Below are 24,517 nucleotides of genomic sequence, written 5' to 3'. Positions count from 1 at the left end.
GGAGATCAGTGGTGCATGATCTTGCGGATGGCGTCGCGGGCCCGGTCCATGAGGGCGGCGGGCGCGCCGAGCAGCATGTTCTTCTTGGCCGACTCCACGCCCGGGTGCGGGTGGGTGGGGGCCGTCTTCTGGGCGGCCTTGACCCCGGCGGTCATCTGGCGCAGGCGGTCGGGGTCGCCCTCGGTCTGCAACTGCGGGAACTCGAACCGCTCCTCGGCTTCGGCGTGGGCGATGACGTCCGTGCGCAGGGCGTCCAGGTGCTTGAGGAAGTCGGGGTTGTCGGTGCCCATCTCCTCAAGGTCGGACAGGGCCTGCTTGGCCTCGTTCTCCTCCTCCAGCCGCTGGTCGACGACCATGCTCCCGTCGCCGACGACCTTGCGGGCGTACGGGTGGACAAGTTCCTCCTCGGCGGTCTCGTGCACGGCGAGCAGGTGGACCAGCCGGCGGAAGGCCTCCTCGCGGGCGTCGCCCTGGGCCGACTCGACCTCGGCGAACAAGGCCTTGATCTCTTCATGCTGATGCTTCAGGAAGGTGACGACATCGATCTGCTGGGTGTCCATGGCGAACTCCCTTGGTTCTCGGACGTCTTGGCCCCCTACCCCTCGCAGGTGTCCCGATGTTCGGTAGACCTTAACTTTTGTCCTTTATGTCCAATTGAAGGCATGGGCGGGACCCGCTCGGGCAGTGGGCTCACCATGACCCGGAACCGACACGGCCGACCGCGTTCGTGGATCTACGCCGGCGTCTTCCTGCTGGTGTTCATCCTGGGCGGCGTCGGGCTCATCATCGGCTCCATGCCGCTGTTCTGGACCTGCCTGGTCGTGCTGGTGGCGCTGGTGCCCGTCGGCAAGCTGGTCGGCGTCATGGACGACACCGTCATGGCCCCCACCGATCCCGAAGAGCCCGGTCACGGCTAGGCCGTCGTTTCTCCAGTTCACATGCGGGTAGGCCATTGGCATCATGTCTGCGGGCTACGAGCGAATGCTGGCCGGCCTGATCGAAAGCAGTCATCTGCGCTCCATCGACGACCTGCCGTCGCTCCTGGCCACCCACACCCCGCAGGCGGGATTCGCGCATGTCGTGATCTACCTGGTCGACCTCCAGCAGCAGGTGCTGCGGCTGCTGCCTGGCCGCGGGGGCGAGACGGGCGACGTACCGGAGGAGTTCCCGGTCGAGGGAAGCCTGCCCGGCCTCGCCTTCCAGGAGGTCCGCACCCTCACGCAACACGACGAGAACGGCGAGCCCCACTACTGGTGGATCCCGATCCTCAACGGCACCAGCCGGCTGGGCGTCCTGAGGGTCGACATGGGCGGCGCCCCCTTCGACCACATGTCCGCCCGTCACCTCTCGTCGGTGGTCGCCCTGCTGCTGACGAGCATGCACAGCTACAGCGACACCTGGGCCCGCATCGTCCGCACCAGGGAGATGAACGTCGCCGCCGAGATGCAGTGGCGGCTCATCCCTCCTCTCACCTTCGCCAGCGACCGGGTGAGCGTGTCGGGGGTGCTCGAACCCGCCTACGAGGTGGGCGGCGACGCCTTCGACTACGCGATAACGAGCGACGTGCTGCACGTCGCCGTCTTCGACGCCATGGGCCACGACGTCTCGGCCGGACTGACGGCCAACCTGGCCATCGCGGCCTCCCGCAACAATCGCCGCCAGGGCGACTCGCTGGCCAAGAACAGTGAAGACATCGAGGCGGTGCTCATCGAGGAGTTCGGGCGGGCGCAGCGGTTCGTCACCGCCGTCATGGGCGACCTCGACCTGCGGACCGGTGTCTTCACCTGGGTCAACCGGGGCCATCCGCTGCCCATCCTCCTGCGCGGCGGGCGCTGGACCACGATGCTCGACTGCCAGCCGGCCCATCCGATGGGGCTCGACCTGGGCCTGCCGGTCACCACCTGCCGCGAGCAACTGGAGCCCGGCGACCGGCTGATCCTCTACACCGACGGAATCACCGAGATCCGCGACGCCTCCGGCCGGGAGTTCGGCGTGCACCGGTTCGTCGACTTCGTGATCCGCAACAACCAGAGCGGCCTGCCGGTGCCCGAGACGCTGCGGCGGCTCGTCCAAGCCGTGCTGGTCTACCACAAGGGCGTGCTGCGCGACGACGCGACGGTGGTCATCGTGGAGTGGCGCGGCCCCGACGCCGACCGGGAGCTCGAGAACGCCGACTGGCCGATTCCGCGCACCTGACGCCCGACGTAGAACGCCCCCTACCAGGAGATCACCATGGGCCTGATCCACATCGACCTGTTCGCCACCCTCGACCTGGTCGCGCAGGCGCCGGGCACCCCCGAGGAGGACACCGACGGCGGCTTCCCGTTCGGCGGCTGGCAGGCGCCCCTGTTCGACGACACCGTCGGGCGGCACGTCGGCTCCGGGATGGTGGGCATGGACGCCCTGCTCCTCGGCCGCCGGACCTACGACATCTTCGCCGCCCACTGGCCGAACCAGACCGACGGCGTCGACGGCGGCATCGCCACCTTGTTCAACGGCCTCCCCAAGTACGTCGCCTCCCGCGGTGAGCCGGAACTCGGCTGGGCCGGGTCGACGCTGCTGGGCCCCGATCTGGCCGGCGCCGTGCGCGAGGTGCGCGACAGGCACGAGCACGTGCACGTGATCGGCAGCCTGAACCTGGTGCAGACCCTGCTGCGTGAGCGGCTGTTCGACGAGCTGAACCTGTGGATCCATCCGATCGTGCTCGGCGTCGGCAAGAAGGTCTTCGACGGAGGCGCGGTCCCCGCCAACCTCACCCTCCTGGAGCCGCCGGTCACCTCGGCCAAGGGAGCGGTGCTGCTGCGCTACGGGCTCGCCGAGGGCACACCGGCCACCGGCGACATGGGCGCCCGCGCGTCGTGAATCCCGAGCGCAGATGTTCATGGTGTGTTTGACGCATGGTTCTGCGTTGGCGGGCTGCGGGGACTTCGCTCGTCTCCAGCGGGTGGATCACCCCGCATCACGAAATTCCGGAGGTACTTGTGCCCAGCACAAGGTGGCCCGCCCCCGCCCTCGCCACCGCGGCGGTCATCGCCATGCTCGGCGTGACGGTCCCGGCGGCCGGCGCGGCGACGTCCAATGATGTGAACCTCGGCGCCCCCTGCTCTGCGGACGCGGGCCTGCGCGGCTTCACCGACAGCCTGGACAAGAAGACGTTCGAGGGCACCCCCGTCGGGGGCCTGTCCGCCATCGCGCGGCTGCGCGACGACCGCGTCCTGGCGCTCTCGGACAACACCGGCACCGTCCCCGCCCGCGTCTACGACGTCGCCCTCTCCGGCGACGACGCCCAGGTCGTCGGCATGACGACGCTGAAGCGGGCCGACGGCACCCCCTACAACGGCACCGACTTCGACGGTGAAGGGCTCGTCGTCGAACCCCACGGCCACACCGTCCTGGCGAGCTCCGAGACCGAGCCGTCGATCCGGCGGTTCCGCCTGTCCGACGGCGTGCAGACCGCCTCGTTCGAGGTCCCGGCCCGGTTCCGGATCACCCCCGCGGGCGAGTCGCCGGTCAACCTGGCCTTCGAGGCGCTCACCACCTCGCCCGACGGCACGTCCCTGTACGCCGGCATGGAGGGCCCCCTGCTCACCGACGGCCGTGAGGCGTCGGGCGCGGGCCGCCAGCGCATCCTGCGCTACACCGGCACGCCCGGCGGCGACTACACGCCGGCCGCGCAGTACGCGTACAAGACCGACCCCAACCTCGGGCTGGTCGAACTGGTGGCGCTCGGCGACGACCAGTTCCTCGCGATGGAGCGCGGCTTCACCGCCGGCGTCGGCAACACCGTGCGGATCTACCGCGTCACCGCCACCGGCGCCCCCGACGTGTCGGGCGTCGCCTCGCTCTCGACCCTGACCGACCCGCGCGCCTGGCTCGGCAAGAAACTGCTGGCCGACATCGCCGACTGCCCCCCGTCGGGCGCGACCACCAAGCAGCCCCAGCCGAACCCGCTGCTCGACAACATCGAGGGCATGGCGCTCGGCGACCGTCTCGACGACGACACCCGCGTGCTCTACCTGATCTCCGACGACAACAACAGCGCGACGCAGATCACCCGCCTCTACGAGCTGAGCGTGAACGTCCCCGACGAGGCCACGCTGCGCGACCGCGCGATCCTGTCGGCGACCGACTACCAGCCCGGCCCGATCTCCGGCAACTTCATGCCGAAGACCCCGGTCAACGGCATCACCCCGCCGTTCCCCGGCCAGCCGATCCCCGGCTTCTCCGCGGTCATCCCGCACACCCGCGGTTCGAAGAACGCCAACCGCCTGCTCGGCATGCCCGACAACGGCTTCGGGTCGAAGGACAACTCACCCGACTTCCTGCTGCGCGCCTACTACATCGAGCCCGACTACAAGTCGGGTGAGATCGAGGTCAAGAGCCACATCAGCTTCCGCGACCCCGACCGCAAGGTGCCGTTCCCGATCGTGAACGGCAACACCTCCGAGCGCCTGCTGACCGGCGCCGACTTCGACATCGAGTCGCTCCAGTGGGACGCCGACGGCACCCTGTGGATCGGCGACGAGTTCGGCCCCTACCTGGTGAACGTCGACAAGACCGGCAAGGTCCTGCGCGCCCCCATTCCCCTCTTCGACGGCACCAAGTCGCCCCAGTCGAACGAGCTGAAGCCCGGCGAGACCCCGACGCTGCCCGGCAGCGGCGGCTTCGAGGCCATGGCCGCCAGCGAGGACGGCCACACCCTCTACCCGATCCTCGAACGCGCCAAGACCGGCGACCCCGACCAGCGTCGCCGCATCGTGTACGAGTTCGATGTCCGCGCCGGCGCCTACACCGGCAAGACCTGGACCTTCCGCGTCGACGAGCCGGGCCTGTTCGTGGGCGACGCCCAGATCCTCGACGGCAAGCGCCTGCTGCTGATCGAGCGCGACAACGGCATGGGCCAGACCTCGTTCGTCAAGAAGCTGGTCGTCACCGACCTCGACAAGGCCGACGCGAACGGCGTGCTCCCCCGCCGCACCGCCGTCGACCTGATGCGCATCGCCGACCCCAAGGGCGTCTCCACCCCGGCCCGCCCGAACGAGTACGGCGTCGGAGACCTGTTCTCCTTCCCGCTCCAGTCGGTCGAGTCGGTCCTGCCCCTGTCGGGCGACCGCGTGATCGTGGCCAACGACAACAACTTCCCCGGCAACGACGGCCGCATCCCGGGCCGCGCCGACGACACCGAAGTGATCGTCATCGACGTGCCCGGCCTGCGCGGCTGACGCCTTGACGAGAGGAGCCCAGGCCGGGTGGTCGCCCGGCCTGGGCTTTCCGGTCTTCAGGCGCGTACGACAAAGATCGCCGGGTAGCACCGGCGGGATGGCATGCCGTATCAGTGAACTGGTGATCGACTGTCGCGACCCCGAGCGGCTGGCCGCGTTCTGGTGTGAGGTGCTCGGTTACGTCGTCATCGGGCGCGAGGAGACCTTCATCGAGATCGGTCCCGAAGACGAGAGCCACCGGCCGGTGCTCGTGCTCAGTTCGAGCGACGAGCCGAAGACCGGCAAACTGCCTCTGCACATCGACGTGAGCCCCACCGACCGCGACCAGGACGCCGAGCTGGAGCGCCTGCTGGCCCTCGGCGCGAAGCCCGCCGACGTCGGGCAGACGGGCGAGGAGAGCTGGCACGTCCTGGCCGACCCGGAGGGCAACGAGTTCTGCCTCCTGCGCACCCGCGTGACCTGACCCGGCGCCAGTGGCGGAATCAGCTCGCGACGGGCAGTTCGACGGTGATGCGGATACCCCCGGCGGCGCGCGGGCTGAGCGTCAGGGTTCCGGCGTGGGCGTGGGTGATGGTCTTGACGATCGCCAGGCCGAGGCCGACGCCCGCGTGGTCGGCGTGGATGCGCTCGGTGCCGCGCTGGAACGGCTCGGTCAGCGTGGCGACCCGTTGCGGGCTGAGCACCTGGCCGGTGTTCTCGACGGCCAGCACCACGCTCCGGGGGCGGACGCTGGTGCTGACCCACACGGCGCCCCGGGCGGGCAGGTTGTGGACGATCGCGTTCTGCACGAGGTTCGTGGTCAGCTGCAGCAGCAGCGGCTGCGACCCGATGGTCGGGGTGATGTCACCGGAGGTCTCGACGGTGACGCCGCGTTTCTCCGCCAGGGGGAGGAGCGTCTCGGCGGCCTCCTCCGCCAGGAGCGACAGGTCGACGCGCTCCCGGGTGAACGACCGCTCGTCGGCCCGGCTGAGCAGGAGCAACGCCTCGGTCAGCTCGATCGCCCGGGTGTTGACGGCGTGCAGGCGTTCGAGGAGCTCGCCGGTGTCGTGGCCGGGGTCGGTGCGGGCCACGTCCAGCAAAGCCTTCGAGACGGCGAGCGGGGTGCGCAGCTCGTGGGAGGCGTTGGCGGCGAACCGCCGCTGTTCGGCGACGTGGGCTTCGAGCCGTTCGAGCATGCCGTCGAAGGCGTCGGCGAGTTCGCGGAACTCGTCCTGGGGACCGGGCAGCCGGATCCGGTGGGAGAGCGACCCGGTCGTGGCCAGCCGGGTCGCGTCGGTGATGCGGGTGAGCGGGGCGAGCATGCGTCCGGCGAGGATCCACCCACCGACGAGGCCGAAGACGAGCAGGAAGACCAGCACCACCCCCGTGGCCGACACGAAGTCGCCCAGCAGGGTCGAGCGGACCAGCACGCCGCCGGGGACACCCGTGTACTCGGGCAGATGGCGCAGGGTGAAGACCCACACAACCCCGATCAGCAGGACGCCGGCGAGCATGAGGAACCCCGCGTAGCTGAGGGCGAGCCTCAGGCGCACACTCGTCCCGGGTGCTCTAGCCACGGTCGCCCTCCTCGATCCGGTATCCGGCGCCGGGCACGGTGACGATGACCGGCGGCTCGCCGAGCCGCTTGCGCAGCGCCGAGACGGTGATGCGCACGGCGTTGGTGAACGGGTCGGCGTTCTCGTCCCAGGCCCGTTCGAGCAGCTCTTCGGCGCTGACGACGCCGCCTTCGGCCTCGACCAGCACCTCCAGCACGGCGAACTGCTTGCGGGTCAGCGCGACGTAGCGGCCGTCGCGGAAGACCTCCCTGCGGAACGGGTCGACCCGCAGCCCGGCGACCTCGCGCACCGGCGGGCGGGTCCGGCCCCGCCTGCGGTCGAGCGCCCGCAGCCGCATGACCAGCTCCCGCAGCTCGAACGGCTTGGTCAGGTAGTCGTCGGCGCCGAGTTCGAACCCGGACGCCTTGTCGTCCAGACGCTCGGCCGCGGTGAGCATGAGGATCGGCAGGCCGCTGCCGGAGGCCACGATGTGCCGGGCGATGTCGTCACCCGACGGGCCGGGGATGTCGCGGTCGAGGACGGCGATGTCGTAGTCGTTGACGCTCAGCAACTCCAGCGCGGTGTCGCCGTCACCCGCGATGTCGGCGGCGATCGCGGCCAGCCGGAGACCGTCGCGGACGGCTTCGGCCAGATAGGGTTCGTCCTCGACGATCAGCACACGCACGGTCTCGATGCTACGAATCGGCGCATATCGTCCACGTATCGAAAACCGCATACGCACCGGCAACACCGCCCTCCCTTCACTGGCGGCATGCCCCGAAACCGGATCCTCCAGTTCCTCGTCGTGGCCCTCACCGCACTGGCCCCCACGACCTGCGCCGACGGCGCGCTCCCCGAAGGCGTGACGGTGTTCGACGACGGCTATCCGGGTGTGCGCAACCTCGACCCCGATCTCCTGCACGCCCTGCGCGAGGCGGCGACCGACGCGGCCGAGGAGGGCGTCACCTTCTACGTCAACAGCGGCTGGCGTTCCCCCGAACGCCAGAACCAGCTGCTCCGGGACGCGGTCAAGACGTACGGCTCGAAGGAGGAGGCGGCCCGATGGGTCGCCACCGCGAAGAGATCACGCCACGTGGTGGGCGACGCCGTCGACCTCGGCGGAACCGACACGATCTCCTGGTTGTCGCAGCACGGCGCCCGCTACGGCCTGTGCCAGATCTACCGGAACGAACCCTGGCACTACGAACTCCGCGCCGAGAATGCCTGCCCGGCGATGTACGACGACCCCACCCAGGACCCGAGGATGCACCAGTGACCACCACCCCGTGGAAGCGCGGACCGATCTTCACGGCGACGGCCCTGCTGCTCGGCCTGATCATGCTCCTGCACGCCCAGATCACCGATCGCGGCGGCCTCGGCAACCTGGTGGACACCACGCTGCCGTGGTTCGGCGTGTTGATCCCCCTGCTGCTGACCGGGGCGTTGTGGCGCCGCTCCGCCGTCGCGGCGGTCGCCCTGCTGCTCCCGGCGGGTGTATGGCTGGCTCTCTTCGGCGGCCTGCTCGTCGACAAGTCCCAGCCGGGCGGCGACCTGACCGTGGTGACTCACAACGTCGGCGCCGCCAACCCCGACCCGGCCGGCACCGCCCGCGCCCTGGCCGCCTCCGGCGCCCACCTGCTGGCCCTGGAGGAGCTCACCCCCCAGGCGAGGCCCGTGTACGAGAAGGAACTCGCCGAGGCGTACCCGCACCACACGGTCCGGGGCACGGTCGGCCTGTGGAGCAGACTGCCCCTGGCCGACACCCGCCCCGTCGACCTGGAGACGAACGCCGGCCCGCTGGCCGACACCATTCCCGCCGCCGCCGAACTGGCCGAGAACCGGGCGCTGCGCACGACCGTGGCCACCGACCGGGGCCCCTTGGTGGTGTACGTCGCCCACCTGGGCTCCGTGCGAGTTTTTCCGAGGAACGGCTTCTGGACCGACAGCCGCGACCGGGGCGCACGCGCCCTCGCCAAGGCCGTCGCGGCCGAGGAGAACGAGCGGCTGATCCTGCTCGGCGACCTCAACGGCACGACCGACGACCGCGCGTTCACCGGCCTGACCGCCCACCTGCGCTCGGCCCAGGAGGCGGCCGGGGAGGGCTTCGGCTTCAGCTATCCGGCGGCGTTTCCGATGGTGCGGATCGACCAGGTGCTGGTGCGCGGCGTACAGCCGAGAAGGTCGTGGGTACTGCCCGCCACCGGCAGCGACCATCTCCCGGTGGCGGCCGGGATCAGCTGGTGAATCCGGGCCGGCGTCACATGATGCGGGCACGGACCTGTTTGATGCTGGTCATCCTCGCCCCTGCGGCGGCCTCGTCATGGACGTAAGCCGTTCAGCGTCACCTTGACGCCCGGGCGCACCTCGTATTCGGTGGCGTTCGCGACGGAACTGCCCTTCGTCGTCTGAACGACGAACTCGACTCCGGCGAGCGCACGTGACAGGGAGGAGCCCGGAACGGGAGCGCGGTCCCGAAGTCCCAGGAGGCCTGAAGAGGGCGGGCTTCGTGTCCCTGTACACACGCGACGACTGGAACCTGAGCCCCAGGGGGCATCAGGCGTCTCGCCAGCGCCCGTAGGTCGCCGCCTGGCCCACGAGCGCGCCGTCGTCGACCAGGTTCCACATCGTCACGTCCTCGATCCAGAACCGGCGGCCCGACTTGGCGATCCGCAGCCCGCGGTAACCCTCGGCGAAGCCGTCTCGGTGCACGGCGTCCACAAGCCGTTGGCGGTCCTCCCTCCGATCCGGCTCGGCCGAGAGGCGGGAGGGCATGCCGACGAGCTCCGCCCAGTCGTACTCGAAGCAGCGCTGGGCGGTGCGGTTCGCATAGGTGAAACGCGGGTCGTCGGACGCGTCGTGCGCCAGCACGCAGAAAGGCGCGTCCTCATACAGCCATCGCGCCGTGGCGTCGGGCCCTCCGAGCGGGGCGCCGACGAGACGGAGGTGACAACTCCTCAGCAGATCGAAGAAATCCGGGTTCACGCGAGAGCCATTCTCTGTACCGATTTTTCCGTCTTGAGGGTAGGGCATGATCGGCACTGGTCGCACCACTACGACCGTCCGGAACCATAGAAAACGAGTGGATGATTTGTGAATGCATTTCTGTGGCGCCGATACACGCTAATCGCATGGATTTCCCGCAATCGCGTTCGTCGCCCGCGGCGACAAAAGTCACGAAAAGGGGAATATAAAAGTCTCGGCACAAGTGAGCCGGCGTCGGCTGAAGCTGCGCGCGATCAAGAACGAACCACTGGATGGTGGCGGCGGCCGGATCGGCCGCCCTCACCACCACGCCACCGGCGATCGTCGCCGCGCAGCAGGCCCACAGGGGCCCCGGCTGGGATATCGGCGACGACCACTGCTCCGCAGTCCAGATCAAATCGGAGACCGAATATCCCGGGAGCTACTACGGCATGCTTCGCGCCCGCGCGCAAGCGGTCGGCGACTGGGAGAAGTTCACCATCTGCCCCGAAGACGGCTGCAACCGGCTGAGCGCCGAGAAGAACTACAAGGGCGTCGACGCAATCCGTGATCGAGTGCAAGGGCGAGGAATACTGCACCATGAAGCCCTCGCCAACAACAAGTACGTGAGCACCGAACCGGCTTACACGGGCGACGGCTACGGCATTCTCCGAGCCCGCGCCGACGTAGTCGGAGATTACGAGAAGTTCGTCATCTCGTAATCTCCCGAACTGACGGGCGAGCCTCACGGAGACTCGCCCGTTTCCTTTTAATAAGTGATGGTGCACGAACTGGAGGTGGGAAGAGGCGGCGAGGTGTTCGGCATGGGCATGCCGATATCGAACCCGAAGGTGGCCCGCTGGTTCTTCGGAAGGGCTCCGTTCCACCCCATCGGGCCCCACACATTCGCCGACGGCCTGGTCGCGTTCCAGAATTGGTGAATGACCGCGCCCGACGACAAGGGGAAGTCGATGACCGCCTGCCAGGTGGTCGACGTGGTCGTGCCGGTGTTGGTCAGCGTCGCATCGACCTGCCATCTGTACTGGCTGCCGACGTCTCCCCGATAGTTGGCCTTGAAGGTGAGCGTGCAGGTGGTGGCGGCGCCGGCGGGGGTGACGACCGTGAACACGCCGACCAGGGCGGCCACCAGCCACACGGCCAGGCGCCGTCGGACACGTCGTTCTGTCATGGGCCTCTCCTGTCAGGAAGTGCACGCTCTGAATCGGCGGGCACAGGCGATTAGCGGAACGGTACGATCGGCATCGAATATGGTCAATGGCGTTGAAAGTTTCACCGATCCCCTTCCAGACAATTCCTTGATTACGGCCCATAAAACAGTGGCAACAATGACTTGATGACTGCCTGGTGAATTCGCCCGCGCCGGCGGCCTGCACGTCACCTGTTCCACACCGGCGACCTCGACGACCTGCGCTACTGAGAGTCGCGCCCGTACGTGCGGCTGCGCCTGAAAGGGGTGCCCGCGACGAGATCAGGGCCCGAGCCGCCCGATGGTTCGCCGACCACCCGTCGACGCCCCGGCCTACCGGCGGCCGTGGTGGCGAAAGGGGAAGGCCGCGAGAATCACGACCCGGCCCTCCACCCGGTCGGCAGCGTGGTATTCATCCCGTATGAGCCGGAAGAGCGTGTCTACGGAAACATGCCCGCCGTCGAACGACATTTCGCCATCTCCAGCTCCCCCGCACTCGACGTCCTCCACGGCGCGCCCGCGTTGGACCGCAGGACCGCCGTCGGCCTCGCCGTCCTCACGCTGACGATGGCCGCCTGCCAGCCCGACCTCGCCGAAGCGGCCCGCCGCCTGCTCCCGCCCGCGCCGGTCACCCAGACCGAACCCTTCTGGCACCGGAAAGACGGCCTGCTGGGTACCTGGGCCGCCTCGATCAACGACCTCGCGGCGAGCCTCCCGGAGACGACCGGCGACCTGGTCGTCATAGGCGACGACGCACAACGGGCCCGCGTGCTGCTGCGTTGCGCCCACCTGTTCCACAACCGGATCGGCCTGCGCCCCGGCCCGGAATCGCACATCTCGACTCTGGCGGCCCGCGCGCTGGCCGCGTTGCGAAGGTGATCGCCATGTGGCACAGCGTCCACATCTTCTACCACGAACCGGACAAGGACCCCCTGCTCCTGGACGCCGTCCGGCCCCTGCTCGCCGACATCCGCGACTACGTCGAGGCGGCGTACGTGGTGCGCCACTGGCGGCAGGGCCCCCACGTGCGCGTCAACGTGAAGACCGACCAGCGGATCTGGGACGAGGTGGTGCGCCCCCGCATCGACACGGTCGTCGGCGGCTGGTTACGCGCCCACCCGTCGACCTACGTGGTGGACCAGGCCGAGAGCCTGGCCCGGCACCGCCTGATGGCCGCCCGCGAGCAGGAACACGGCCCGCTCACGCCGTGGCCCGCCGACAACTCGATCGTCGAGTTCCCCTTCGACGACCGCCGCCACGTCCTGGGCGGCGACGAGGCCGTCGACCTGCTCACGTCGTTCTACAGCGACAGCACCCGCCTGTTGTTCACGATGCTCGACCACTGCCGCGACGGCCGCGACGGCAAGTCCGACCTGGCCATGGCCCTGCTCCTGACGGTCGCCCACACCTCCCACCCGATCGAGCGCAGTTACCTGTCGTTCCGGGTGCACGCCGAGGGCTACCTCATGTGGTCCAAGGACCCCGAGGCCGCCCGCCGTTCCTTCGACGGCGTGTACGACTCCCGCCGCGCCCTGCTGACCCAACGGGTCAGGCAGGTCGTGGACACCATCGACGGAGACGGGGACAGCCCGTTCGTCCCGGAGTGGGCGGCGCTCGTGGAGACCTACCGCGAGAGAGCCGACCGGGTGGTGCACCTGCTGCCGACCATGGACGACACCCCGGCCGAGACCCGGGGCGAACTTCACACCCTGATGTTCGGCACCCCCGACTACCGCCGCGACATGTTCAACCGCCCCGACTTCCTGCGCTACCGGGTGGTGCTCAACTACACCTACCTGCACCTGACGAGGCTGGGCCTGACCCCGCTCGACCGCTTCCGCACCTGCCACCTGCTGGCGAACGCGGTGGAGGAGGTGTACGGGGTCTCGGGCCTGGAGTCGATGCGCCGCCACGCACTCGGCTAGCGCCCGCATCGATCACCAGCAACGCAGATCCCGGCCTCCGCCGTCGTGACCGTTGTCCTGAATCTCGACGATCATTCGGGAACGATCGCCGTATTCCGGCTCGGCAGGCTGGGACAGCGATGACGGGCGAGGAGCACCGTCCTTCTGCGGACACCGTCAATGGCCTTCCATCTTTCCGGCCGTGATCAGTTTTCGGAAGACCCGATCTCTGAGGTTGCCCTTTTCCGTAGTTCCCAAAGCAGTGGTCGCCCTGAGGTCGTATCGGTGGCTGTGATCGCCAGCCGGTCGCCGGTCAGGACGTAGCGGCCGGACAACAATTGTTCGCCCTTGCTGAGCCAGGTCCGCCAGATCGTGATGGTCGAGGCGGCTGGATCCACCTCGAAATGGTGTCGCCGCCACGTGTGTTCGCTGCGCAGCACGACTTGGTAAGCGCGGTTGTGTTCGAAGTAGACACGCTCGACGGGGCCGGGCAGGCCCTCCGGCTGGAAGGCGCCCGCTGTCACATCCCACGTGCCGTCGAGTGGTGTGGGCAACCGGTTGTTGTAGTTCGCGATGTAGTACGAGCACGACGCCGGAAGCACGAGCAGCAGAGCCAGCGGCACAAACGGTGCGACGAAGCGATCGAATCCGACGCCAGAATTCAGGACCTCGTCGTACACCTCTTCTCCCGCCAAGATGCACGCGCATCGCGCATAGAGGAAGTGGTCGCTGGTCTGCGGAAGCTGCACACCATTGGCGAGCGTCACTGACACCTCCGCTAGTTCTCTCCTGTCGATCTGATAGAGCGACTCATGGAGTCGCTCAGCAAATCGAGCCGGGCGTCGGGCGTCATCGCACTGAGCTGCCCAGAGATCCCCTTCAGGGCAGATTCGATCTCGCTCGCATCCTGCACGGAGCTCGACCACTATGACTCCAGACCCAAAACAGGCGAGGCCAGAACACAAGATCTTGAGGGGACTTCTAACTCCCGACTCACTCAGCTCTCCGGAAATGTTTCTGGTAAAGCTGCGGAAGTAGTTGCCTTCCGGATCGGCTCGGATGCCGAACCTCTCATCCCTTCTCTGGTGAGCGTCGGATTCGCCTGCCCGTCAATCCGATCAGGCACTCGACATTGTCGCCCACCTCTCCGTCAAAGGCGTGGCGCTTAGGAACCTGTCTTCGACTATGCCAGTGATTATGGCTCAATCCGCAACTTGATCTGCGCGCCGTCTGGGAGATCCTTGACTTGGCGATAAATATCAGCCCGAAATCTTAGCAATTCCACCGAATCCTTCATGCGCATCACGCGGGCGTCGAATTCGCCGCCCAGGAAAAAGGGTACGGCAGGAGCAAGTCTGCGACCAGCCGGCAGTTGCCCATTCGCCTGCTGCCATTGATGCATCACTGGAAAACCGGTTCGAAACTCGAAATCCTCGATTATAAGCGAGGCCCACTCTGCGATGTTACGACAGATAAGCTCGCGTTCTGCGGTCTCCGGATCGAAAGACCAAAAACCATTTTTCCCAAGAGCGAATTGGAACCCGAAAGCATCTTCCGCGAAGAAAGTTAGATCACGAACAGGTTCTCCGTATTCCTTTATCCACAGATCGTCACCGTTCCAGAACGCCGCACCCTCCTTGCCGTCGGTGCCCCACGGGAAAATATGCAACGCGGATTCGAATGCATAGAATCCGTTCTTTTGTGAAAGAAGCGGCCAGAGGGGTTCGGGCACCTCGTCCGGCGATGACAACGCGGGGCCCAGCGGGCTGGACCCGAGGCTGATTAGACGCTCCAGAGAAGCAGATCTACCAATCACCATTTCACCTTGATATGCACTTTTGTTCCATCTGGATAGGGGCGCAGAATATTACCTATTGTTGAACCGGCCCCACCGTTGTCGCCGGGGTCGATCGCTCTGACACTTGCACCGGCGCCACCTTCCTCAAACATAGCCAGAGGATACTCGTCGCGCTGCTTTCCGCGAACCGGAGGATTTCCCCTCATTGCTTCTCTTCTATTTTTCGTCGCTCCAGGTCGGTTGATTGTAAGGATATCGGGGTGGCCGGCGTTCTGGGCATCTTCTATATGCTGTGCCGATTCAGGATATTTCTTCCCATCGACAACGACTTCACAATCCCAGCAAGGCTCGGGTTCGTCATCAGAATTATAGTCAATGTGTGCGCCCGGGCAGGTCGAGACCAAGGTGGATGGGCATGGATCCCAGGAGCCGGGGCCATCGATGACTTCGCCATCGAGGATCGGCACCTCTCCGCAGCCATCTAAGATCAGGTCGCACTCATCCCAGTCGGGGATGGTGTAGCCGCACCCTTGCCAGCTGGGGCCACAGGGGCCGTCAGGAATCGGATCCCAGCCGCCGCAGGCGTCTTCGATCCCGTAGCAGGGGGGCTCGCAGTAGAGGCCATGGCCGGCGTTACATTGCTCAACCTCACCTGTAGGTGGTTCAGGTTCGTTGGTGCCTCCATCGTTCGGGCACTCCACGAGGCTGTCGGCCCGGGTATGTCCGTCCGGGCAGAGGACCTGGCGTCTCCCGCCCTCTTCCTCTCCTTCATCGACTCCGACAAGCGTGGGCAGGCCCCGCCCACCTCCGCCGCTCTGAGCGGGGTTGACGACGCCTATTTCAACGCCGTCGCAGTCACTCATCACGTAAAGCTGGTCGGTCGGACAGGGAATGTATGAGCGCCCGGGCCCAGATCCGGAAACTTTGCATTCGTCGCAATTTTCCGTGACGTGGGTTGGAGCTCGTTTGGGCTCCTTTGGCCGAGATTGCGAATTTTTGGGTTTGGTCTTCCCTTGATTTCCGCTACTCGAACTACTGGAGGAATGCTCGTTTCCGCCGCCGCCAGACGGCTTAGGCTTCGGTCTAGGCTTAGACTCCGGCTTGGGTGGTTTATTCGACTTTTTATTACATTTCCCGTCCCCGTCCCCGCGATCCGCATTGCAATGATTCTTGCGATTATTTCCCTTCGCTTCGTCTGCTTTATTGGCCTCATCAATCTTCTTCTGTCGTTCCTGCTCTGCCTTGGCCTTCTTCTTCTGTTCGCAAGTAGGCACGTGCAAGCAAGGCAACGGATCCGACTCCGACCCCGGCTTCGGGCTGGGCGTAGTGCTCACAGGGACGCATACATACTTGCCATTCACCACCTGGTATGCGCAGTCCGTATGGCCGGTGGGATCGGCGTGCCCCATGGGATCGCCGAGTCCGTATTCGTACCTGTTGCCGTTGGCCGATGGGATAGGGACGAGGGTCCAGGTGTCGCGGCTGATGAAGCTGCCGGTACCCGGCTGGTACCAGCGGGCGTGCATGTTGACCTTGCCGGTTTCGGCGTCGGTCCATTCGCCCTGATAGCCGAGCTGCGGGCGGGTCCCTGAGGACGAGGTGACCTTGCCGAACGGGTCGTAAGCGACCGAGAAGTTCAGTGAGCTTGCTCCGGCGCTGAAGCCAGCCACGATGTCGCCGTGCCGGTCGGCCATGAGGAACTGCGCCGCGGCAGTGCCCGTCTTGCTGGACAACGTCTCGCCGAAGGCTCCCCGGGCGTACTTCTCCTGGATGGCTCCGGTTCCGTCCGCGACGGCGGCGAGATCATTGCCAGTGTCGGCGTAGATGAAGCTGGTGGTGGCACTGCCGCTGGTGCGGGTGGCCATCCGGTCGAGGGAGTCGTAGGTGTAGTTGACCTGGCCGTCGGTGACCAGGCGGTCGTAGGCGTCGAAGGAGTAGTTGCGCGTCAGGCTGTTCTTGGTCTCGGTGTCGAGGGTGCCGCGCGCGGTGTAGGTGTAGGTGTTGGTGTCCGTGCCGGACACGCTGCCGGTCAGGCGGTTACGTTCGTCGTAGGTGAAGGTCTCGTTCCCGGCCTTGGTCCGATTGCCTGAGGCGTCCCACTCATAGGGAGTCACCGCGCCGCCGGGCGCCGTCCATGAGGTCAGACGGCCGGAGAAGTCATAGGTGTAGTTGTTCGTGCCGGCACCCGCGGTGCCGGTGGTGGTCTTGCTGGTAAGACGGTCCTCGGCGTCGTATCCGTAGGTGATCGATGCCAGGGTGCTCCCACCGCTGACCAGGGTGTCGGATGTGAGACGGTCCAGGTCGTCGTAGCCGTATGTGCGGACGGGGCCGCCCGAGCCGTAGGTCATGGAGGTGAGGCGGTCGGCGTCGTCGTAGGAGTAGCCGACCGTCGAGCCGGTCAGCGGATCCTGGACCGAGGTCAGCCGGTCGTCGTCGTCCCACGAGAAGGTGGAAGTGCCTGCGGCGTCGACTCGCTGGGCTAAGCGGCCGTTGGCGTCGTAGGCGAAGCTCGATTGGGCGATGCCGCTCTTGGCGGTGCCGAGCAACTGGCTGCGGTCGTTCAGGGTGAAGGTGAGCTCACCGGCCTGGGTGGTACGGCCTGCCAAGTCGTAGCCGAATGTCTTGGTCGCGGTTGCGACCTCAGCGCCCGTTCCGGTCTGCTGAGTCAGTCGGCCCAGGTTGTCGAAGACCCGGTCCAGGCGGACTCCACCAGGCTTGATGTGAGTGACGGGGAGACCGCCGACGTCGTAGCTCGTCGTCCAGGTGCGGTCCGACAGAGCCGGATGCTGAGCGGTGGAGGGTTCGATGACCTTCTCTACCAGGCTCAGGGTGTTATACGTGGTGATCGTCGGGTTGCCCCGCCCATCGGTGTAGCGGGTCTGTCGTCCGGCCGCGTCGTAGCCGAACGACGTCGTGATCGATTCGCTGGCGCTGACCGGTTCAGTGAGAGAGGTGAGGCGGCCTAGCGCATCCACCTGTGCGGTGCTGGTGTGGTTCTCCGCGTCGGTGAAGGAGACCGCGTTGTTGTTGGCGTCGTATCCCATGCCGGTGGTTCGGAGCTCGTCGTCGTCGGCGTCGAACTCGGTGACGGTGATCGGACGTCCCGCGAGGTCGTAGTCGATGGTGCTGTAGCGGCCGAGTGGATCGGTCACCCGGACCCTGCGACCGGCGATGTCATAGCCGATGGTGGAGGTCTCGCCCAGGGCGTCGGTCATTTCGGTTACCTGACCGGCCGCGTTGACCTCTACCTCGCTTGTGTCACCTCCGGGGCGCTCCATGGTGAGCATGTTGCCGTCGTCGTCGTAAGTAGCGCGGGTGGTCAGTGCCGCCGTAGTGGGCTTGCGCTCGATGATCGTTGAGGTGATCTGTCGCCCGAGGTCGTCGTAGGTAGCCTCCGATCGGGCGCCGGTCGGGTCGGTGGCCGACAGCATGTCGCCTTCGATGGTGTAGGTGTAGTTCCACGTGCCGGGAGTTGCTCCGGTCGTGGCCGGAGGGTCGGTCACGCGGACCACTCGGCCGAGCCCGTCGTAGGTCATCGTCGTGGTGTTGCCACGGGCGTCGGTGATGGCGGTGTTGCGGCCGAAGGCGTCGTACGCGAAATGGGTCTGCGGCAGGAGTGGGGTGCCGCCGGGCGGTGTGTATGAAGGTGCGGTGGCGGTCGTGAGCCGACCCGAACGGTCGAAGGCCAAGGAGGCGAGTCGGCCCTCGGGGTCGATCGTATGGGTCTGCCGACCCTGGGTGTTGTATCCGAATCGAACCGTGGGCCTGGCCGTGGTTGGGCTGCCGCCGTTCTCCTCGACGGCCACCGGCGGCGCCTCGATTCGGGTGGTCTGGCCAGCCGCGTCGTAATAGGCCAGGTAGCTGAAGTCGTCGGGGTCCGCGCCGGCCGCGTTGCCGCGCGGCGTGGTCATCTGGGTCAGTAAGCTCCGGTCGTCGTAGGTGAAGGTCGTCACCAGATCGTCGGCGCCGTTTTCCACGGTCTCAGCGATCATGCGGCTGGCGGAGTCGTAGTCGAAGGAGACGGTCTCGGTGCGGGATGGGCCGCCGCTCTCAATCACTCCGTTACTGGCCGTGAAGTTGTCCACGGTCACCACTACTGGCGCGTTGGTCGCTGTACCGGAGAGGAATGAGCCGAAACCGACGCTTCCCGAATTCTGCAGTGCGGCCGTTGAATCGGTTGCGGTTGCGTGCCAACCGGCCGGTTCCGCCTCTGACGATGACCAGATCTTGGCCTCGATCGTCGTGGGGGTGGTTCCAGTCGTTCTAACTCGGAGGTTGAAGGCGGACCCGGCCGCGTGCGTCAGCCCCGCAACGGTCGCTTCACTGTCGAGGAGCGTTTCCGCTTGCGCGCTGTCCACCCGTGAAACGCTCAGAGCCACTGTTCCGTTGGCCAGCAGTCTGGCGCGTGCGCGGTAATCGCCCTGTCCGGTGACGCTTCTGCCGATCCCCCAGATGATGATCCCGTTTCCTGTCGCGGCCTTGTCTGCCGCGAAGGTCAATTTCACGTCGGAGCTGCTGGACGAGGTGGATGACAGATACGCGCGCCGATTGGCGCCGGTCGCCGGCATCGTGAGTTTGGCGGCGTTGCCATCGACCGCATAACTGGCCGCCATACCCACCGTGCTGTACGCGCCCCCGTCGTCGGCAGAGCCCAGTCCGCTGGAAACCGTACGGCTGAAGGTGTCTGCCGCGAGGGCAGAGGGTCCTTCGGACCCTGCGACAGCGCCGGTACGGACGATCTGGGTGACGTTGTCAGCTTCGTCGTAGGTGTAGGTCAGCTTGCGGTCCAGGCCGCCCGGGTCGGTGGTGGTGCTGATGAGCCGGTCGGCGGCGTCGTACAGATATTCGTAGCGGCTCTTGCCCCCGCCGTAGGTGATGCCCGTGACATTGCCCGCGGCGTCGTAGTCGTAGGCGCTGAGCACGACGTCCCGGCCGGTGGTCGAGCCGTTGAGACGGGCGTCGTCGGCGATCTCCTCGGCAAGGGAACCATCGTCGTAGTACGTATAACGCAGCTTGCGGCCCATCGAAGTGGTGGATGAGGCAAGACGTCCGCCGGGCTCATAGGCGTAGGAGTTGAGGACGATGTCAACGGGAGCGGAGGGCGAGAGCGGGTTACCGCGCCACTGCTTGAGGATCGTGGTCGCTTCCTCACCACGCGCGGTGTACGTGTAGTGGTAGGTCGTCCCGACGGGGTCGGTGGACGAGACGAGCGCGCCGGTGTGGTCGTAGGCGTACTCGGCCGTCCCGCCTTCGGGGCCAGTGACAGTCTCCAGGCGGTTGTAGTCGTCGTAGGTGTAGGTGGAGGTGCTGGTCGCATCACCGCCCAAGAGGTCGACGGCCGAGGCGGTCAGCTTGTTGCCGTCGACGTCGTAGGTGGCGCGGGCCTCCGCCTGGTGGGTCACCATCGTGATCTGATTGGTGATCGGCGGTCCGGTCACCCGGTTCAAATGACCTCGCGCGTCGTAACCGTAGGTGGTGGTGACTCCGGCCGGGTGGGCGTCAGAGGTGACCTTCACCGATGTGACGCGGCCGATCGCGTCGTAGGTGTAGGTGGTGACGACACCGGTTGGGCCGGTTTCCGACGCGACGTCACCGGCCGAGGTGTAGGTGTACGAGGTCGTCACTCCCCCGGGTTGGGTGGCCGACTTCGCCAGGCCTTCCGGGGTCAGACCTCCGCCTTCAGCCGGCTCCGTTCCTGTCGTGTACGTGTAGACGATCGATCTGCCGGTGGGGAAGTCCAGAGTTGCCGGTGAGGTGATCGAAGTGACCTCGCCATCGGCGCCGTAGGCCCAGGTCGTCTGGTAGGTGTCATCCTCAGCGTCGGCCGAGCGGCCGTCGCGCACCCACAGCATCTTGTCATTGCGCGGATCGAACGGCTGGTCGACGTCGACGAAGTAGTCGTTGTAGGCCGTCGCACACTGGGTAGGCGACTTGCAGGAGCGGCGTCCGATGGTGTTGCCGCGGGCGTTGTTGAACATCTCTGTCACATCGCCACCGCGGTCGGTGACCTTAGTGAGAAAACCCCCGGTGTCGTACTCGTACGTGATGGTCTTGTTGAGCTGGTCGGTCCACGAGATCAGCCGGTTGCTCCGCGACGGATCCGACACGTACTTCAGGGTGCCGTTGTGCGGATCGGTGACGGTGATCGTCGACCGGGACAGCCCACCCGTGCCGGCGGAGTAGACCGGGGCCGAGAGCTCCCATTCGCCGCCATGCGCATCGGTGTGCGTCAGCAGGCGGCCACCGTCGGGCGCATAGGTGTTCTCCGCCCAGACTTTGCCGGATCGCCGGCTGACCTTCGTCAGCTGCCCCTGGGCGGTGCGGCCCCGATAGTGGTTGAGGATCTGCTCCAGACGCAGGGGCCGGTCGTAAACGGCGACCTCGTCAATGGACCCCTGGAAGGGGAAGGCACCGCTGGTCGACACCGTTGAGGGCCAGCTGGAGGAGCCGAAGCCGTATCCGATGCGCGCGTCCCACTGACCCAGATGCGTGATGGCGGCGGCCCTGGTTCCGACGACCTGGCCGTCGAGGTAAAGGGTCTGGGTGGCGTCCGCCCCCGAGAGGACGACGTGATGCCAGTTGCCGTCGTTGACTGTGCCCGCCGAGGTGATCGGGTTGGCAGTTCCGGTCCAGAACTGGCCGCGAAGCTTCCCGTCGGCGCCGACGTAGATCGCGGGGGTGTAGACCGAGGGGGTGTTTCCGGCGGAGTTCTGGTAGCCAAGGATGGTGCCCTTGGTGGTGGTCTTGAACCAGGCTTCTACCGTCACATCGCCGGCCCGGCCGTTCACCGCTCCAGCCGGGAGTGAGACATAGCCAGAGTTGGTGGTGCCTGCGAAGGTCATCGCGGTGTCGCCGGAACCGGACAGCGGCGAGGCGGCACCGACGGTGACGTTGGCGGTCTGGCCGGCGATCTTGCCGTGACCGAACCCGGAGACGTCGGCGGCCAAGTTGCCGACGGAGGTTCCCAGCGCGGCGGTGGTGTTGTTCAGCCGCCAGTAGCCGACCGGGGAGGAGTCCCAGACGGAGCTGCGGTAACGCCAGTCGCTGGCGTACTCGTACTCAATGCATGCACCACCCGACGAGGGCGGGCAGGCTTTGGTGAGGTGGTCGCCCTGGTAGACGTAGGTCCAGGTCAGTGGCGTACCTCCGATGGAGGCGGTGGAGACGCTGGTGACGTGAGATCCGGTCCACGTGAAGGAAAGAGTACGACCGCCGGTGCTCGTCGCCTGGGTCAACTTTCCGGCGGTATACGTCAACGTCTGGGTCCGCCCGCGGTTGTCGACTACCTGGGTGAGCCGCCCTGACGCATCGAACCAGTACGAGGTCGAAGATTTGTCCATGAGCCGCCACCCGCCGCCGGTTTGGGTCGCCAGGGTGGCGTGCATCCCCGACGGGGACGCGTAGGTTCCGTCGCCCTTGGCGGCGAACCGCCATTGCTTGCCATCGGGGTAGGTGATGAGCACCGTCTTGGTCGCCGGTTCATTCTCCAGCCGGGTGTCCCACCGGGTCGTCCAGCCTGCGCCGAACGCCCCGTCGGTCCTCGGGTCGAGGCTGTTGTAGGTCCGCGTCACCGACAACGGCGGTCCGGCGGTAGCAACGCTGAGGTCGGTCGCGGTGTGCGTGTAGTTGCCGGTGACAACGTTGAACTCGCGACCGTCAGTACCCTTGGCCAACAGATTGTTGATGGAAGCCTGAACCGGCGTCGTGGTGAAGGTCCGCCACGACGAGGTCGCGGTGGTCACACTGGTCGCCGCCTGTACGTGCCACCAGTAGGTGCGGCCCCATTTCAGTTTGTTCGCCGGAACCGTCCAGGCACCCTTCACCCACGTGGAGGCTTCGCACCAGTCCCAGTCCCCGGGTGCGCCCTCGCAGATCTGGTACCAGTACGACGTGGACGCCTCGGCCGGGGCCTTCGCATGTGCGGACAGTGCCGGGGTCAGTGTGCCGGCCTGACTGTTGTCCACTGGGCTGAACATCTCGAATGGCAGCGACACCAGCGGCACCGAGGTGACCCTGGCCGGTATCCAGTTCGACCACGACGAGGTGTTGCTGCCGTCGGAAGCCCGGACGCGGTATTCCATCAACTGCCCGTCCGTCAGAGTGCCGGAGGGGACACCGACGGACGCGGTTCCACCGGAGGAGACGCCGGTGGCAGAGGCCGTCCACACGGTTGTCGTGCCGACTCGTACCTCGAAGTCCGCCGACAAGGTTCCACCGTCAGGGTCACTCAGCACAGCGGAAATCGCGGGGGTCAACGATGTGATGGTGCTTCCGTCCTCAGCCGTGAGGCTTGGTGAGACGTTCGGCGTGGGCACCGCTGGCGCTGAACCAAAGGAGTAGGTGATCGACAGCTCCGGCTCGATACCGCTCTCTTCTGAATACAGCGTCTGAACAGCGGAGGCTGAGGTCTTGCTGAGCTGGAAACCGTAATTGGTGGACCCGTTGGCCCATGCCTGCACGATGGCGGCCACGTTGAACCGCGATTCGGGACAGGCGGAATTCGAGCTGGTGGCCGCCCCGGTATTGGTCGCCGCCGGCTGGTCATTCCACGTGGTGTCGAAATAGAACCACTGGGTCAGGCGCTTGGCGGTCATGGTGGAGCAGGGGGGAAGCTGGTGTCGGACGGAGAGCGTCGCTGCCGTCACGGTGGCATCCCAGAGGTTGGGCAGATCGAACTCCAGGAATGAGCGGTACGCCCATCCACCGCTCGATGATTCACCGACCTCTAGCTGGTTCTCCCCATCATGTTCGGTGTTAGCGCGGTTGTTGAAGACATACGTGTCCAGACTCGCCCACCGCATGACCGTAGGGTCCACAGTGACCGGATAGTCCGTATCCGGGTCGGCCAGGAATTCCGGATCTGGCTCAAGGACCAAGGTTTGCCGGTCGCCCGCGTTCAGGATCGTGGTGTCGATTTCCGCCACCTCGCCGCCATCGCCGGAGGCCTCGTACATGAACGGCTTCGGCACCCGAGCTATGACCCGGCCGGTTCCAGACGTCACATTGAAACTCTGATCGGCATTCTCAGACAGGGTGAGGCCATCACTCTCCACGTCGATACTGACCTTAACCGGCCCCTCCGGCCGTTCACGCAGGACGACATCCTGAGTGAACCCTCCCGGGAGCATGGTTACGACCAGGTCAGCGTTCTCACCCGCCGCATTGACGTAGGTAGCCTTGTTGCCCTTGATGACAGGCTTCGGAAGTGAGTTCGGCCAGATAAAGTCAACCGACTCGCCGCCCTCCAAGCTCATGCGAGCAAGGGGTGCCTCATCTCCGCCGGCCGAGAACTCCACGTCTGCTTTGTTCGCCTTAGCGCGCAGCACTCCATCACCTGGGACCAGAGAGGTGTCAACGGGGACCCAGTCACCCTCTCGCTCGACACGGTCGATTCCGGTGGTCATCTCGGTGGTGAAGGTGCCGTCCGCGTTCGCGTACGTGAGCGACGATTCCGTAGTCGCCGAATCGATCAGCACACGCTCGCCAGTCCGGCGCGCCTCGGCCACCGCGCTCGGCCGGTCCACATCAGGGCTAGAGCGCTCCAAGGCACTTTCCAGCTCTTCGGGTGATGGCGGAGGCTCCAGCAACCCACCCGTCGCCGGCACTTCCGTGGGCTCATGCCTCGTCTCGATCGGCAGAGAATCTGCAGGGCGCGAACCAGCACCCGCCGCCAAGAGCGCCACCCCTCCGCGTGTGGTGTCGGCGCTCTCGACGAGATGATCCTGGCTTGGTGGGATCCCCGGTAACTGCGTCGGAGCGACACCGTCTGGCAGATCCGTGGTGGCCGCATCCGCAATGCCTGCCCATAAGGGCAACGCAGTCGTCGATCCGGGTATCCCTCCCAGCAAACTCATACCCAGAGAGATGACAACGGTCACCAACACGCCACG

18 protein-coding genes are annotated in these 24,517 nt (G+C 66.4%); 10 read left to right on the top strand and 8 right to left on the bottom strand.

The features are described from left to right. Positions 1-5 precede the first annotated feature (5 nt). Positions 6-560, bottom strand: coding sequence for a hemerythrin domain-containing protein (locus tag GT755_RS10930; protein WP_161479606.1), 555 nt, complete (start codon positions 558-560; stop codon positions 6-8). Positions 561-695: 135 nt separating this feature from the next. Here GT755_RS10930 and GT755_RS10925 point away from each other — a divergent pair, with 135 nt between their 5' ends. The 5 genes from GT755_RS10925 (at position 696) to GT755_RS10905 (ending at position 5,685) form a co-directional block, all read left to right on the top strand. After that, positions 696-917 carry a hypothetical protein gene (locus GT755_RS10925; protein ID WP_161479605.1) on the top strand — a complete coding sequence of 74 codons (222 nt, stop codon included), beginning with the start codon at positions 696-698 and terminating at the stop codon, positions 915-917. Positions 918-960: 43 nt separating this feature from the next. After that, entirely contained in the window at positions 961-2,196 is a 1,236-nt protein-coding gene (locus GT755_RS10920) for a PP2C family protein-serine/threonine phosphatase (protein ID WP_202609892.1), read from the top strand. A 36-nt stretch (positions 2,197-2,232) separates the two neighbouring features. Next, on the top strand, positions 2,233-2,862 hold the full coding sequence (locus GT755_RS10915; RefSeq protein ID WP_161479604.1) for a dihydrofolate reductase family protein: 630 nt from the start codon (positions 2,233-2,235) through the stop codon (positions 2,860-2,862). Between the two features lie 119 nt (positions 2,863-2,981). After that, a complete protein-coding gene (locus tag GT755_RS10910) occupies positions 2,982-5,222 on the top strand; it encodes an esterase-like activity of phytase family protein (protein WP_202609891.1) in 2,241 nt (746 codons plus the stop codon). 97 nt (positions 5,223-5,319) lie between these two features. Next, positions 5,320-5,685: a VOC family protein gene (locus GT755_RS10905; protein ID WP_161479603.1), complete on the top strand. Its 366-nt coding sequence runs from the start codon at positions 5,320-5,322 to the stop codon at positions 5,683-5,685. Between the two features lie 19 nt (positions 5,686-5,704). Here the strand turns inward: GT755_RS10905 and GT755_RS10900 are convergent, their stop codons facing one another. Then, positions 5,705-6,778, bottom strand: coding sequence for a sensor histidine kinase (locus tag GT755_RS10900; protein ID WP_161479602.1), 1,074 nt, complete (start codon positions 6,776-6,778; stop codon positions 5,705-5,707). Continuing rightward, positions 6,771-7,442: a response regulator transcription factor gene (locus GT755_RS10895; protein WP_161479601.1), complete on the bottom strand. Its 672-nt coding sequence runs from the start codon at positions 7,440-7,442 to the stop codon at positions 6,771-6,773. Before GT755_RS10895 ends, GT755_RS10900 begins: the two co-directional genes overlap by 8 nt. A gap of 87 nt (positions 7,443-7,529) precedes the next feature. Between GT755_RS10895 and GT755_RS10890 the strand changes: the two genes are divergently transcribed. Both GT755_RS10890 and GT755_RS10885 read left to right on the top strand, forming a co-directional pair. Further along, positions 7,530-8,033 (top strand): M15 family metallopeptidase, encoded by a 504-nt coding sequence (locus tag GT755_RS10890; protein ID WP_161479600.1) that lies wholly within the window; start codon positions 7,530-7,532, stop codon positions 8,031-8,033. Then, a complete protein-coding gene (locus GT755_RS10885) occupies positions 8,030-9,001 on the top strand; it encodes an endonuclease/exonuclease/phosphatase family protein (protein ID WP_328794288.1) in 972 nt (323 codons plus the stop codon). The genes GT755_RS10890 and GT755_RS10885 overlap by 4 nt, the downstream gene beginning before the upstream one ends. A 309-nt stretch (positions 9,002-9,310) precedes the next feature. Here GT755_RS10885 and GT755_RS10880 read toward each other — a convergent pair whose 3' ends face one another. After that, positions 9,311-9,739: an MEKHLA domain-containing protein gene (locus GT755_RS10880; RefSeq protein WP_202609889.1), complete on the bottom strand. Its 429-nt coding sequence runs from the start codon at positions 9,737-9,739 to the stop codon at positions 9,311-9,313. Between the two features lie 272 nt (positions 9,740-10,011). On the opposite strand from GT755_RS10880, the gene GT755_RS10875 reads away from it, so the two are divergent. Next, positions 10,012-10,440: a fascin domain-containing protein gene (locus GT755_RS10875; RefSeq protein WP_161479599.1), complete on the top strand. Its 429-nt coding sequence runs from the start codon at positions 10,012-10,014 to the stop codon at positions 10,438-10,440. Between the two features lie 47 nt (positions 10,441-10,487). Here GT755_RS10875 and GT755_RS10870 read toward each other — a convergent pair whose 3' ends face one another. Beyond that, a complete protein-coding gene (locus GT755_RS10870; protein WP_161479598.1) occupies positions 10,488-10,907 on the bottom strand; it encodes a cellulose binding domain-containing protein in 420 nt (139 codons plus the stop codon). Positions 10,908-11,171: 264 nt separating this feature from the next. On the opposite strand from GT755_RS10870, the gene GT755_RS10865 reads away from it, so the two are divergent. Both GT755_RS10865 and GT755_RS10860 read left to right on the top strand, forming a co-directional pair. Continuing rightward, entirely contained in the window at positions 11,172-11,804 is a 633-nt protein-coding gene (locus tag GT755_RS10865) for a lantibiotic dehydratase C-terminal domain-containing protein (protein ID WP_328794287.1), read from the top strand. A gap of 5 nt (positions 11,805-11,809) precedes the next feature. Then, positions 11,810-12,850 (top strand): thiopeptide maturation pyridine synthase, encoded by a 1,041-nt coding sequence (locus GT755_RS10860; RefSeq protein WP_161479596.1) that lies wholly within the window; start codon positions 11,810-11,812, stop codon positions 12,848-12,850. Positions 12,851-13,035: 185 nt separating this feature from the next. Here the strand turns inward: GT755_RS10860 and GT755_RS10855 are convergent, their stop codons facing one another. The 3 genes from GT755_RS10855 to GT755_RS10845 form a co-directional block, all read right to left on the bottom strand. Further along, positions 13,036-13,755, bottom strand: a complete 720-nt coding sequence (locus GT755_RS10855) for a DUF4240 domain-containing protein (protein ID WP_161479595.1) — start codon at positions 13,753-13,755, stop codon at positions 13,036-13,038. 269 nt (positions 13,756-14,024) lie between these two features. After that, positions 14,025-14,648: a hypothetical protein gene (locus GT755_RS10850; RefSeq protein ID WP_202609888.1), complete on the bottom strand. Its 624-nt coding sequence runs from the start codon at positions 14,646-14,648 to the stop codon at positions 14,025-14,027. Beyond that, positions 14,642-24,505 (bottom strand): LamG-like jellyroll fold domain-containing protein, encoded by a 9,864-nt coding sequence (locus GT755_RS10845; RefSeq protein ID WP_161479594.1) that lies wholly within the window; start codon positions 24,503-24,505, stop codon positions 14,642-14,644. The genes GT755_RS10850 and GT755_RS10845 overlap by 7 nt, the downstream gene beginning before the upstream one ends. Between the last annotated feature and the right edge of the window lie 12 nt (positions 24,506-24,517).

Source organism: Herbidospora solisilvae (assembly GCF_009901565.1).
Lineage (GTDB): Bacteria > Actinomycetota > Actinomycetes > Streptosporangiales > Streptosporangiaceae > Herbidospora > Herbidospora solisilvae.
This window is presented reverse-complemented; position numbering and strand designations above follow the sequence as displayed.

Coding starts and splice junctions, on each gene's coding strand:
- GT755_RS10930 (WP_161479606.1), bottom strand. CDS start 560: ATGGACACCCAGCAGATCGATGTCGTCACCTTCCTGAAGCATCAGCAT.
- GT755_RS10925 (WP_161479605.1), top strand. CDS start 696: ATGACCCGGAACCGACACGGCCGACCGCGTTCGTGGATCTACGCCGGC.
- GT755_RS10920 (WP_202609892.1), top strand. CDS start 961: ATGTCTGCGGGCTACGAGCGAATGCTGGCCGGCCTGATCGAAAGCAGT.
- GT755_RS10915 (WP_161479604.1), top strand. CDS start 2,233: ATGGGCCTGATCCACATCGACCTGTTCGCCACCCTCGACCTGGTCGCG.
- GT755_RS10905 (WP_161479603.1), top strand. CDS start 5,320: ATGGCATGCCGTATCAGTGAACTGGTGATCGACTGTCGCGACCCCGAG.
- GT755_RS10890 (WP_161479600.1), top strand. CDS start 7,530: ATGCCCCGAAACCGGATCCTCCAGTTCCTCGTCGTGGCCCTCACCGCA.
- GT755_RS10875 (WP_161479599.1), top strand. CDS start 10,012: ATGGTGGCGGCGGCCGGATCGGCCGCCCTCACCACCACGCCACCGGCG.
- GT755_RS10870 (WP_161479598.1), bottom strand. CDS start 10,907: ATGACAGAACGACGTGTCCGACGGCGCCTGGCCGTGTGGCTGGTGGCC.
- GT755_RS10860 (WP_161479596.1), top strand. CDS start 11,810: ATGTGGCACAGCGTCCACATCTTCTACCACGAACCGGACAAGGACCCC.
- GT755_RS10850 (WP_202609888.1), bottom strand. CDS start 14,648: ATGGTGATTGGTAGATCTGCTTCTCTGGAGCGTCTAATCAGCCTCGGG.